The 11,850-nt window shown below is 57.4% G+C and carries 10 protein-coding genes; 4 read left to right on the forward strand and 6 right to left on the reverse strand.

What is annotated here, in order from left to right; all coding sequences use genetic code 11:
- Positions 1-69: 69 nt before the first annotated feature.
- From JN756_RS21190 to JN756_RS21210, 5 genes are all read right to left on the reverse strand, one after another.
- The gene (locus tag JN756_RS21190; RefSeq protein WP_250690824.1) at positions 70-1,476 is read right to left on the reverse strand and encodes an ABC transporter substrate-binding protein; all 1,407 of its coding nucleotides are present in this window, start codon (positions 1,474-1,476) and stop codon (positions 70-72) included.
- A 131-nt stretch (positions 1,477-1,607) separates the two neighbouring features.
- Positions 1,608-1,853, reverse strand: coding sequence for a 4Fe-4S dicluster domain-containing protein (locus JN756_RS21195; protein WP_003180418.1), 246 nt, complete (start codon positions 1,851-1,853; stop codon positions 1,608-1,610).
- Between the two features lie 56 nt (positions 1,854-1,909).
- Entirely contained in the window at positions 1,910-3,640 is a 1,731-nt protein-coding gene (locus tag JN756_RS21200) for a fumarate reductase/succinate dehydrogenase flavoprotein subunit (RefSeq protein WP_250690825.1), read from the reverse strand.
- Entirely contained in the window at positions 3,637-4,398 is a 762-nt protein-coding gene (locus JN756_RS21205; RefSeq protein WP_250690826.1) for a GntR family transcriptional regulator, read from the reverse strand. Before JN756_RS21205 ends, JN756_RS21200 begins: the two co-directional genes overlap by 4 nt.
- 253 nt (positions 4,399-4,651) lie before the next feature.
- Positions 4,652-5,698 (reverse strand): LacI family DNA-binding transcriptional regulator, encoded by a 1,047-nt coding sequence (locus tag JN756_RS21210; RefSeq protein WP_250690827.1) that lies wholly within the window; start codon positions 5,696-5,698, stop codon positions 4,652-4,654.
- Between the two features lie 222 nt (positions 5,699-5,920).
- Between JN756_RS21210 and JN756_RS21215 the strand changes: the two genes are divergently transcribed.
- The 4 genes from JN756_RS21215 to JN756_RS21230 are packed head-to-tail and all read left to right on the forward strand — an operon-like array spanning position 5,921 to position 11,521.
- Entirely contained in the window at positions 5,921-8,143 is a 2,223-nt protein-coding gene (locus tag JN756_RS21215; protein ID WP_250690828.1) for a TonB-dependent receptor, read from the forward strand.
- Between the two features lie 2 nt (positions 8,144-8,145).
- On the forward strand, positions 8,146-9,489 hold the full coding sequence (locus tag JN756_RS21220) for an LLM class flavin-dependent oxidoreductase (protein ID WP_250690829.1): 1,344 nt from the start codon (positions 8,146-8,148) through the stop codon (positions 9,487-9,489).
- The gene (mgrA, locus tag JN756_RS21225; RefSeq protein ID WP_250690830.1) at positions 9,489-10,526 is read left to right on the forward strand and encodes an L-glyceraldehyde 3-phosphate reductase; all 1,038 of its coding nucleotides are present in this window, start codon (positions 9,489-9,491) and stop codon (positions 10,524-10,526) included. Before JN756_RS21220 ends, mgrA begins: the two co-directional genes overlap by 1 nt.
- A gap of 56 nt (positions 10,527-10,582) precedes the next feature.
- Positions 10,583-11,521, forward strand: coding sequence for a sulfonate ABC transporter substrate-binding protein (locus JN756_RS21230; protein WP_250690831.1), 939 nt, complete (start codon positions 10,583-10,585; stop codon positions 11,519-11,521).
- A 42-nt stretch (positions 11,522-11,563) separates the two neighbouring features.
- Here JN756_RS21230 and JN756_RS21235 read toward each other — a convergent pair whose 3' ends face one another.
- A complete protein-coding gene (locus JN756_RS21235) occupies positions 11,564-11,842 on the reverse strand; it encodes an alpha/beta fold hydrolase (RefSeq protein WP_250690832.1) in 279 nt (92 codons plus the stop codon).
- Positions 11,843-11,850: the final 8 nt, after the last annotated feature.

The following is an 11,850-nucleotide window of genomic DNA, read 5'->3' on the forward strand; positions in this document are numbered from 1 at the left end:
TCGCGAATGAATTCGCTCGCGCAGAGATTGCATGCTTTCTGCAGGAGCGGATTTATTGGCGAATGGTCCTCAACGACTGGCGATGGACTTGGCACTGGCATCGGTGAAATCGAGCACCTTGCCGCCCTTGGCCCTGGCGTACTGTTGCGCCTGCCCCTTGAGCAGAAAAACGCTGAGCCCCCCCTTGGCATCAGTGGCGAACCAGGCCTGATCGGCCAGTAGCTTGATCCCGCTGTCACTGGCCTGGGCATAGATCGCGCGGATGCTTTTGCCTTCTTTCTTTAAGCTGTCCAGCGCACTGAAGGCCGATTCCGCCGAAGCGTAATGGCGCACTTTCGGCTCACCCTTGACCCATATTTCAGCCACACGCGTGAGGTCGGTGATGGGTTTACCGCTGATTGCGTCATTGGCGTTGAGCGGCGACTGGACGTAGTTGGCCAATTGCGCGGTGTAATCCAGTCCCGAGGCTTTAAACGCAGCGCGGATGTACTGATCGTCGATGAAACTGTTCAGATCCAGCCCCCTGTCGGCCTTCTTCAGCAGCTTGAGGGTATCGATGGCGGTGCCTACGGCCTGACGGTATTCGGGCTTCCAGGTCATCTCGCGGGTCTGCACGCCCAACGGACCGTGGAACAGATAATTGACCTCGGCTTCGATACCCGTGACTTTCTCAATCAGCTCGCTATATTTTTCCGGTTCGGCGGCCAGCAATTGATTGGCTTCGACCCCCGCGCGCAGATAGGCGACCACCACTTCCGGGTATTGCCTGGCGTAGTTTTCGTCAACCAGCGCGCCATGGAAGGTCGGGCTGTTGGACTGGGAACCGTCGTAAATCTTGCGAGCGAAACCACGATTGGGGAACAACTCGGCATAGGGCACGAAGTCGGCGTGGGCATCGATTTTTTTCGCCTGCAAGGCCGAGCCCGCGATTTCAGGAGCCTGGGCGATGATATTCACATCCTTGAGCGGGTCCCAACCTTCGGCGGCGACGGCGCGCAACAACATGCCATGGGCGGTCGAAGCGAACGGAACAGAAATACTCTTGCCCTTGAGTTCGGACAACGACTGCACGGTTGAGCCGCTGGGCACCACGATACCGTTGCCGCTGCCTTTGATGCTGCCGGACAACACGCTGATGAACAGGCTGTGTTTGCCTGCGGTTTCGAATGCCACACCGTTGAAAGCGCCAGGGAAGTCAGCCATGGCACCGAAGTCCAGCTTGCCGGCGACCATTTCATTGGTCAGCGGCGCACCGCTGGTGAAATTTTTCCATTCGACGTCGTACGTCGCGTCCTTGTATTTACCATCGTGGGGCAAGTATTTATCCAACAAGCCCAGCTCACGAATCAACAAGCCGCCAGCGGCGCAGTTAATGGTGGCGTCTTGGGTGCCAATGGCGATGCGGATGGTTTCTGCCTGGACAGGCAAGGTCAATGAGGCCAGGACAAAGCCGGCCAGGACTACACGCAATAACATGGGTTTATCCCCTCGTAATTTATAAGAGTCGTCTCCGCCACGATCAGGCGCGGTGGGAAACGAGGGGTGGTGCACTCAGGCGTCCGGTAGTTGCCGGATGGCTTTGCTCGGTCAGCAGACCAGCGATGGGTTCAACGCAGCAAGTAAGGGATTTCCACTTTCACCGCGCCAGTCGGGCAGTCTTTTTCGCACGGCATGCAGTACCAGCACTCGTCGAACGCCATGTAAGCTTTTTGCGTGGCTGGATTGATCGCCAACAGGTCCATCGGGCAAACATCGACGCAAACGGTGCAGCCTTTATGGGCGATACATTTGTCCTCATCGACGGTGACGGGGGCGTTGGAGCGAAAGAAGATTTCCTGGGGCTGGTAGGCCATTTCACGGTGTCCTCGGAGCCTTCAGCTCTCTTGGGTAACGGGTTATTTCGCGCCAGTCAAGCTGCATTGGCACAGACTCGCAGCCGGTCATAAGCCTGCATTTCGTGGGCGTCGAGAGGAATCACATAGGGTTCGACAGCTTTTTTGAAGCTGATCATGTTGCCGTCCTCGCCCTTTTTCAGGTGACAATGGCAAAACCAGTCGGCGTCATTGCGGTGCGGGTGATCGACTCGATAGTGGTACAACCCCCAACGGCTCTCGGCGCGGTACAACGAGGCACGTGCAGCCATTTCTGCGCAGTCGCGGATCATGCTCACTTCCATGGCGCGCATCAGTTCGTGGGCATTGCTGGCCTTCATCTGATCGAGGTCGTGCTCGATATCACTGAAGCGTTGCAAACCGATCTGCATTTTTTTCGTCACTTTCGGCGGTTGCAGGTAGTCGTTGACGAAGCGCCGCAGCTTGTATTCGACTTGAGCCGGAGGCAGGCCGTGTTCGCGATCAAGTGGTGCGTAAACCCGCACCTGTTCGCGCTCGATCTGCTGCGTATCCAGTGTCGTAAAATCACGATCAGCCACAAAGTCTGCGGCGTTGGTGCCAGCGAACCAGCCATAAGTGAACGCGCCGAGCATGTAGTTATGCGGAACCGCCGCCATATCCCCGGCCGAATACAGGCCTTTGACCGACGTCTCGGCCCGCTCGTTGACCCACACTCCCGAGGCCGAATGCCCGCTGCAAAAGCCGATCTCGGAGATATGCATTTCGACCATGTCGCTGCGGTAATCAGTGCCGCGATTGGCATGGAACTGACCCCGACTCGGGCGTTCGTTGCTGTGCAGGATCTGCTCGATGTTCTGGATGGTTTCTTCGGCCAGGTGATCGAGTTTGAGGAACACCGGACCGTTGCCGCTTTCGAGTTCCTGGTGGAACTCCCACATCATCTGCCCGCTCCAGTAGTCACACTCGATGAAGCGCTCGCCTTTGTTGTTAGCGGTGTAGCCGCCCAAGGGACCGGTGACGTAGGCACAGGCCGGGCCGTTGTAGTCCTTGATCAGCGGGTTGATCTGGAAACACTCCAGGTTCGCCAGCTCAGCACCCGCGTGATAGGCCATGGCGTAACCGTCGCCAGCATTGGTCGGGTTTTCATAAGTACCCATCAGGTAACCCGAAGACGGCAACCCTAATCGCCCAGCCGCGCCGCAGCAGAGGATCACCGCCTTGGCCTTGATCACATGAAAGTCCGCCGTGCGGCAGTCAAAACCCATCACCCCGTTCACCGCGCCGTCGGCATCGGTCAATAAACGGGTACAGACCAAGCGATTAGTGATGCTCACCCGTGCCCGCTTCAACTGGCGGTACAGGACTTTTTTGATGTCATGCCCTTCCGGCATAGGCAGCACATAGGCACCCATGTGGTGAACCTTTTTCACCGCGTAGTCGCCGGTCTCGTCCTTTTCGAACTTCACGCCCCAGCGGTCCAGTTGCTCAATGGTTTCGAAACTATGGGTGGCGTAGGCATATACCGCCGCTTGATTGACGATGCCGTCATTGGCGATGGTGATTTCCTTGGTGTACTGCTCCGGCGTCGAATGGCCGGGAATAATTGCGTTATTGAGGCCGTCCATGCCCATGCTGATGGCGCCGCTGCGTTTGACGTTGGCCTTGTCGATCAAGAGCACGCGCAGGTTGCGATTGCGTTCCTTGGCCTTGATTGCCGCCATGGGCCCGGCAGTACCGCCGCCGATCACGACGATGTCGTATTCCTGTTCAAGTACGGCTCGAGTCATGCCTGAGGGCCTCGGTTACGGTCGATACGCAGGCGGTACTGGAACGCATCGCCACGATAATAAAGATGCTCGAAGTCCAGGGGCTGGCCATCGGCAGAATGGGTCAGACGCTCAATGCGCATGATCGGCGAGCCAGCTTCGACGTTCAGCGCCTGGGTCAGATCGCTGTCAGCCAAAACGGCATCAATGGCCAGATCGGCATGGCCCAGCGACAGCCCGCAGTCGTTTTCCAGAATCAGAAAAATGTCCCGGGTCACCAGATCGGCACTCTCCAGCCGCTCGCCAAGGGCTTGCGGCAGGTAGGTCACTTCCAGGGAAATCGGTTCGCGGTTGATCAGTCGTACACGCTTGATCTGCGCCACGGTCTCGCCTTCTAGCAGTTGCAGACGCTCGGCGACCAGCTTGTCGGCGGGGATGAATTTGAAACTGCGCAGGCGATTGATCACCTCGTAGCCACGGCCGGTCATCGACTCGGCGAGCCCCTGTAAGGTACTGACGTTCTGGAAGGTCTTGGGTTTGGCGACAAAGGTGCCTTTACCGTGGATCTTGAAGATCAGCCCTTCTTTCTGCAAATCGCCCAAGGCCTGGCGCACGGTGATGCGACTGACCTTGAACAGACTGCACAACTCGCTTTCCGAGGGCATCTGGCTATCTTGGGCGTATTCGCCATCAAGGATCCTGCTGCGCAATAAATCACGCAGTTGGGTGTGCAACGGTACGCTGGACAGCGGCAGTAAAACCTTGGCTGTGTCGTTCATTAAGATCACTTGTCATAACGAGTAATGACGTGATCATAAAGAGCTAACTGCAGAGATAACAAATATCGTTTAGGTATAAGGTTAGAGCCAAGCACGAACGGCTCACCCCTAAAAACTCACTGCTCGAACGACCGGGTAGTACGACACTCAGCCGACCATCGTCAGGATCGGATTTCGGCCCAAAGCTTAGCCCAAGCCGAATAATAAATGCCTGACGCAGATTTTTTCGTCTGCGTGTATTCAGCCAAAGCACTCAGGCACTTTCGCGCTCGATCAATCGACACTCCAGGAGATTCAAACGCTGCAACTCTCCCTCTAGCCCCACTACCCCAAGGCTCTGCAACACCCGTGTCGCCGCTAGCACACCTATTTCCAGTGCCGGCGGCTTGATCGTGCTCAGACTGGGCAACAACATCTCGGCAAATGGATAGTCGCCAAAACCCAACACCGCGCAGTCCTCGGGTATCCGCAAGCCGGCACGCTGCCCCGCTAACAGCCCTCCAGCCGCGATGTTATCGTTAGCGAATATAAGCGCATCGGGCCTATTTTGAGCCGCCATCAACACCTCCATCGCTTGCTTGCCTGCCTCAAAAGGTGCGCAGTCAGGGCTGGGAGCAAACACGATAGGGACCAGCCCCAATGAAGACATGGTCGTCGCATAGCCATCCCGTCGCTCCAGGGCACTGAGATCTCCAGCTGCACTGTTCTCCACGAAAGCGATGCGCCGATAACCTTTACCGTGAAGGTAGCGAGCGGCCATGACGCCAACTTGATAGTGCGAAAAGCCGATCTGGATAGGCCCACGCTCGGGCTGATAATCCCAGGTCTCAACCACCGGAATGTCGGCTTCGGCGAGCATTTTTTCCGTGGCCTGGCTGTGGAAATGACTGGTCACCACCAACGCTGCTGGCGACCAACCGAGGAACGCCCGGACCGCATTCTCTTCCTGCTCGGCAGAAAAATAACTTGAGGCCAACAGCAACTGATAACCATGACGGCTGAGCGTATCGCTGAAGCCTTGAATGGTGTTGGCGAAGATAGGCCCGGAGATATTCGGAATGACCATGCCAATGATCCGCCCACGCGCCGAGGCAAGCCCGCCGGCGACCAGATTGGGCACATAGCCTAATTCGTTTACGGCCAGAGCGATCCGCTCGCGGTGCTCCAGGGATACTTGTTCCGGCTGGTTGAAATAGCGCGAAACCGTCATTGATGAGACGCCCGCCCGTTCAGCCACAGTACTGAGGGTGATGCGCCCGGCGCCACGGCGTTTGCGCGGCGGATTTTTGTGATCGCTCAAAGCGTTCGTCCTTATCCAACCAAAAAAGAATATAAAAGTAATTTTTCAGTATTTGACGATCTATATATCTCTTGAAGATACTGGCGATGTTAGCGCTAACGAAGTGCTTTGTCTGCTACTCGCTCGAGCGAATGCCCCTACAAGTCACCCCGTTTCAAATCATCAGGCGCAGTGGCCGCAGAACCACGGTGACCAAAGCATTTTTATCGAGCGAATATCAATATGCACCACACTTTTAGGGAACCCGTAAGACCTTCGCGACTGGCCCAAGCCATTGCCGCCACTTTGGCATTGAGCACGCTACCCGCCATCCAGGTATTCGCGGCAGATGAAGCGACGGATACCGCGACCCTACAAGCGGTAACTGTCACGGCCACCCGCCGCGAGGAATCGCTGCAGAAGGTACCGGTGGCGATATCGGTAATCGACGGTGAGCAATTAGAGCGTGACAACCGCAACAGCGTGGCCAGCATCGTCCAGCAAGTACCGTCTTTAAACTTCCGTACGGGTGCCTCGAACAAGGACACTTCATTATTCATCCGTGGGGTTGGCACTATCTCCACTTCGCCCGGTGTCGAACCCACCGTGGCTACGGTCATCGACGGGGTTGTTTATGGCCGCCCGGGGCAGGCCACTCTGGATCTGCTTGACCTGGACCGCATTGAGGTACTACGCGGCCCGCAAGGCACGCTATTCGGAAAGAACGCGTCTGCTGGCGTGCTGAACGTCATCACCAGAGCACCAACCGCCGAAACCCATGGTTACATTGATCAGTCTTGGTTCAGCGGCAACGAAAGCCGCACCCGCTTCGGTATCGGCGGGAGCCTGATCCCCGAGACCCTCAAAGGCTCTCTGACCACCCTGTTCGGTAGCTATGACGGCAATGTGCATAACAAGGCCAACGGTCAAGAGGTTAACGGTTACAACCGCAAGGGTGTTCGTGGAAAGCTGGAGTTTACCCCCAGTGACGATATCAAGCTGACGGTTGCCGCCGACTACATACAGTCCCATGACGACACTCCTAATGGCGTAATCAGTAAGGCCCTTACCCCTTCTTTCGCCGCCGCACTGGCGCCGGTAAACGCAAACAACGACAACCGCAATATCGAAAGCGACTACCGCAGCCATGTCGACGACACCAACAAAGGCTTGTCCGCTCAGCTCGACTGGAACCTCGGCGATTACACACTGACCTCCATTACCGCCTGGCGCGGCTGGGACAATACCCAGTGGCAGGACGGCGACCGCTTGAGCACGATCACTGCGACCTTCCCCGGCACCGAGGACAAAGGAGACCTGAATTACAACCAATACTCTCAAGAGCTGCGTCTGGCCTCACCAAAAGGGCAGTTTCTGGAATACGTTGGCGGGCTGTTCTACATGCACGGCAAGGACCAAGAGACTTATCGCCGCACATTGATCACACCAGCCTCGACCAACCGTGGCGTAGCCGACTACAGCACCACCAGTGACAGCTATTCGGCATTTGGCGAGACCACACTCAACTTTACCTCTACCTTTCGCGGCATCGCTGGCCTGCGCTGGACCCATGATGAACTGGAATACGATCACCGTCGGGTATCCACATCGGCCACTACCGTCAGCGGTATCCAGCCAAGCACCAGCAGCACCGGCTCGGTGGATGAAGACGGCTGGTCGGGACGGCTGGGCGTGCAATACGACCTGACCGACAGCATCATGACCTACCTGACCTACTCCCGTGGCTATAAGGGGCCGGCCTATAACGTATTCTTCAACATGCAGCCGCGCGACACCGATGCACTCAAGCCCGAGACCTCCAACACGTGGGAGCTGGGGGTCAAGGCAACCAGTTGGAATAATCGCCTGACCACCAACGTGGCGGTGTTCCATAGCGACTACGACAACTACCAGGCGAACTTCTATGACACCGTTGCCGGGCAGGTCGTGACGCGGCTGATCAACGCCGGCAGCGTCAGTACCGAAGGCGTCGAAGCTGACTATGCATTGCAGGCAACGCAGAACCTGAAGCTCTCAGGGGCGCTGGCTTATACCAGAGCACGCATCGACCAGTTCTCCTGCCCAGCGGGTGCTGCGGCGTCATGCAATGTGAATGGCAAACCCCTGCCCTTCAGTCCTGACTGGAAAAGTTACGTACGCGCCGACTACACCATCCCGCTGGATAACGGACTGGATGTCGAACTGGGCACCGACTACAACTGGCAAAGCGAAGTGCAGTACGACATCAGTCAGAACCCCGAAACCAAACAAGGCGCCTATGGCATCTGGAACGCCAGCGTGGCATTGGCCGACTACACCAATGGATGGCGTGTTGCGTTGCTGGGCAAGAACCTCGCCGATAAGTCCTATTCTCCGCTGCTGGCAAGCGGCGCCGGTTATATCTACCGGGCAGTGCCACGGGATGATGAGCGTTACTTCGGCATTCAACTGCGCAAGGATTTCTAAGCATGAGCCATGCTCCAAGACAACTGAAACTGGGTGCGTTTCTCATGGCGACAGGTCACCACGTCGCAGCCTGGCGCCATCCTGAAGTGCCCGCCAATGCCGGGTTGGACTTCTCCCACTACAAGCACCTGGCCCAGGTCGCCGAAGCAGCAAAATTCGACACCCTGTTTATCGCCGACAGCGTGGCAGCGGCCACCGGCGACATTGCTAGCCGCATGGCCCGCTCCGATCACTTCGAGCCCATGACCCTGCTCTCGGCACTGAGCGCAGTGACCGAGCGCATTGGCCTGATCAGTACAGTCACCACCAGCTACAACGAGCCTTACCATGTGGCGCGCAAGTTCGCTTCGCTCGATCATCTGTCTTATGGCCGCGCTGGCTGGAATCTGGTGACTTCCGATGCCGCCGCCGAAGCGCAGAACTTCGGTCGGGACGAACATATTGGTCACGCCGAGCGTTATAGCCGTGCCCGGGAGTTTTATGAGGTCGTGACCGGTTTGTGGGACAGCTGGGCGGATGACGCTTTCAGTCGCGACAAGGCCAGCGGCGAATACTATGACCCGGCCAAGCTTCATGTACTCAATCATCAAGGCGAGCACTTCAGGGTCAAAGGACCGCTGAATGTGGCGCGCTCGCCGCAAGGGCGGCCGGTGATTGTCCAGGCGGGTTCCTCCGAAGCGGGCCGCGAGCTGGCAGCGCAAACGGCCGAAGTGGTGTTCACCGCACAACCCTCGCTGGCCAGTGCCCAAGCGTTCTATGCCGACCTCAAAGGCCGACTGGGCAAATTCGGACGCAGTGCAGATTCGCTAAAAATTATGCCGGGGGTGTTCGTGGTGGTCGGCGAAACCGAGGCGTTGGCACGGGAGAAATTCGAGTCGTTTCAGGCGCTGGTCGAGCCTGAGGTGGGCGTTGCCCTGTTGGGGCGCATGCTAGGTAACTTCGACCTGTCAGGTTATCCGTTGAATGAGCCATTGCCCAAGTTGCCGCTGACCGACAGCGGCCAGCGGAGTCGCCAGCAGTTGCTGACTGAACTGGCTGACAGAGAGAACCTCACACTGGGGCAACTCGGTCGCCGTATCGCTGGAGGCCGTGGGCACTACAGCCTGATAGGAACCGCTACGCAAATTGCTGACCAGCTGCAGATTTGGTTCGAACAGGGCGCTGCCGACGGTTTCAATGTGTTAGTGCCGCACCTGCCGGGTGGCCTAGTGGACTTTGCTCACCACGTGGTGCCCGAATTACAGCGGCGTGGGTTGTTTCGCACCGAGTATGAGGGCAAAACCCTGCGTGAGAATCTGGGTTTGAAACGCCCAGCCAACCCATTCTTTGAACACGAGAGGGATTGATGACTTATATCGCTGCCGAAAACCGCTATGAATCCATTCCGTACCGCCGCGTCGGCCGTAGCGGCCTAGTTTTGCCGGCCTTGTCCCTCGGGCTGTGGCACAACTTCGGCGACAGCACGCCGATGGACACTCAGCGTTCACTGCTGCGCACCGCGTTCGATCTGGGCATCAACCACTTCGATCTGGCCAACAACTATGGCCCGCCCTATGGCAGCGCCGAAATCAACTTCGGTCGTCTGCTGCGCGAGGACTTCAAGCATTACCGAGATGAGCTGATCATCTCCAGCAAAGCCGGTTGGGACATGTGGCCGGGGCCTTATGGTCAGGGCGGCGGCTCGCGGAAATACGTGCTGGCCAGCCTCGATCAGAGCTTGCAGCGCATGGGCCTCGATTACGTCGATATCTTTTATTCGCACCGTTTCGACCCGCTGACCCCGCTGGAAGAAACCGCCAGCGCGCTGGCAACCGCCGTGCAGCAAGGCAAGGCTCTGTACATCGGCATCTCGTCTTATTCCGGGGCGAAAACCCGCGAGATGGCGGCGTTGCTCAAAGAATGGAAAGTGCCGCTGTTGATTCATCAACCGGCTTACAACTTGCTCAACCGCTGGGTCGAAAAGGACCTGCTGGACGCCACCGAAGAACTCGGCGCGGGTGTGATCGCCTTTACGGCGCTGGCGCAAGGTTTGTTGACCGACAAATACCTGAATGGCGTGCCGAAGGATTCTCGGGTCAATCGCCCGGGCGGTGGGTCATTGCAGGCGTCACACCTGTCCGAGAGCAACATCGCACACGTGCGTGCCCTCAATGAAATCGCCCAGCGTCGTGGCCAGAGCCTGGCGCAAATGGCGCTGGCCTGGACGCTGCGTGATCCACGCGTGACCTCGGCGCTGATCGGCGCCAGTCACCCGGAGCAAATCATCGAAAACGTTGGCGCTTTGAAAAACCTGACGTTCAGTAGCGAAGAACTGGCCGAAATCGACCGTTTCGCTGTTGAAGGCGGGATCAATCTTTGGGAAAAACCGTCGACTGCCGAATAAGCCCTTCCTCACCCGGGGTGAGCATTCACGCTCCGGCTTAGCAAAGCGAGACAGCAATGAAACCTTTAGCCCTTATTTGCGTAGGCCTTGCCCTGGTCGGGCAAGCGAATAGCGCCATAGCGGCAGACCCAGCGACCCTGAGGGTCGGCTACCAAAAAAGTTCTATCGCCTTGGTGCTGGCCAAGGAACATGGCCTTCTGGAGAAACGCTTTGCCCAGACCGCGGTGCAATGGATTGAGTTTCCAGCCGGACCACAGATGCTTGAGGCTTTAAACGTTGGCGCGCTAGACGTCGGATCCACCGGCGACATTCCACCGTTGTTCGCTCAAGCGGCCGGTGCCGATCTGGTCTACATAGGTGCCGAACCGGCCAAGCCAGAAACTGAAACCATTCTGGTGCGCGATGACAGCGATCTACATAATGTCGCTGAATTGAAAGGCAAGAAAGTCGCCTTTCAGAAAGGCTCCAGTTCGCACAACTTGATCCTCCGCGCGCTGAACAAGGCAGGCCTGAACTACAAGGACATAAAGCCGATCTTCCTCACGCCTGCCGACGCCCGAGCCGCATTCGAGCAAGGCAGCGTCGACGCCTGGGCAATTTGGGACCCTTACTCTTCGCTGGCACTGAGCGAAGGCCATAGCCGTTTACTCGCCAGCGGTGAAGGGCTTGGTCTATCTGGGCCTTTCTACACGGCCAGGCGTGATTATGCCGAAAGAAATGGGCCCTTCCTCCACTCACTGCTCAATGAACTCACTACGGCCGAAGCGTTGACGCGTAGCCAGCGGGAAGAGAGCGTGCAGGTGCTGGCGAAATCTATGGGATTGCCGACAGCGGTAGTCACCCGCTATGTCGACAATCGGCCACCTTCACCGGTGTTGCCAATCAATGAAAAAATTATTGAGGCGCAACAGATGACGGCAGACCTATTTTATGAAAATAAATTATTACCCAAGCGGGTGGAGGTTAAGGACGCCGTCTGGAAGGAACTGGACTAGAGACTGGCCTGGACACGAAGAGTTAGAACACTGCCAAACCGCTCAAACAGGCGTGTCCAACAATTGCGCAAGTGCCCGAAGCACTTGCTCCGGCTTTTCCAGCATCAATTGATGACCGCACTGACTCAATAGTTCGAAGCTGGCGTTCGCAAGATACTCGGCCAATGCCTGACCGCCACTGGCGGGCGTCAGTCCATCGCTGTCGCCAGCCATGACGCAGACTGGAACCTTGATGCTGTCCAGTTCGGCCAGGGTCGGCCAACTGGCTTGAGTCATCAGCGACTTGAACACATGCAGCCGATTGCGTCCACGTGCCATCATCCAAGGAG

Source organism: Pseudomonas sp. Y39-6, from assembly GCF_023651955.1.
Classification (GTDB): domain Bacteria; phylum Pseudomonadota; class Gammaproteobacteria; order Pseudomonadales; family Pseudomonadaceae; genus Aquipseudomonas; species Aquipseudomonas veronii.

Excerpts from the sequence above, each read along its gene's own strand:
- JN756_RS21190 (WP_250690824.1), bottom strand. The coding sequence starts at position 1,476 with ATGTTATTGCGTGTAGTCCTGGCCGGCTTTGTCCTGGCCTCATTGACC.
- JN756_RS21195 (WP_003180418.1), bottom strand. The coding sequence starts at position 1,853 with ATGGCCTACCAGCCCCAGGAAATCTTCTTTCGCTCCAACGCCCCCGTC.
- JN756_RS21200 (WP_250690825.1), bottom strand. The coding sequence starts at position 3,640 with ATGACTCGAGCCGTACTTGAACAGGAATACGACATCGTCGTGATCGGC.
- JN756_RS21205 (WP_250690826.1), bottom strand. The coding sequence starts at position 4,398 with ATGAACGACACAGCCAAGGTTTTACTGCCGCTGTCCAGCGTACCGTTG.
- JN756_RS21215 (WP_250690828.1), top strand. The coding sequence starts at position 5,921 with ATGCACCACACTTTTAGGGAACCCGTAAGACCTTCGCGACTGGCCCAA.
- JN756_RS21220 (WP_250690829.1), top strand. The coding sequence starts at position 8,146 with ATGAGCCATGCTCCAAGACAACTGAAACTGGGTGCGTTTCTCATGGCG.
- mgrA (WP_250690830.1), top strand. The coding sequence starts at position 9,489 with ATGACTTATATCGCTGCCGAAAACCGCTATGAATCCATTCCGTACCGC.
- JN756_RS21230 (WP_250690831.1), top strand. The coding sequence starts at position 10,583 with ATGAAACCTTTAGCCCTTATTTGCGTAGGCCTTGCCCTGGTCGGGCAA.
- JN756_RS21235 (WP_250690832.1), bottom strand. The coding sequence starts at position 11,842 with ATGATGGCACGTGGACGCAATCGGCTGCATGTGTTCAAGTCGCTGATG.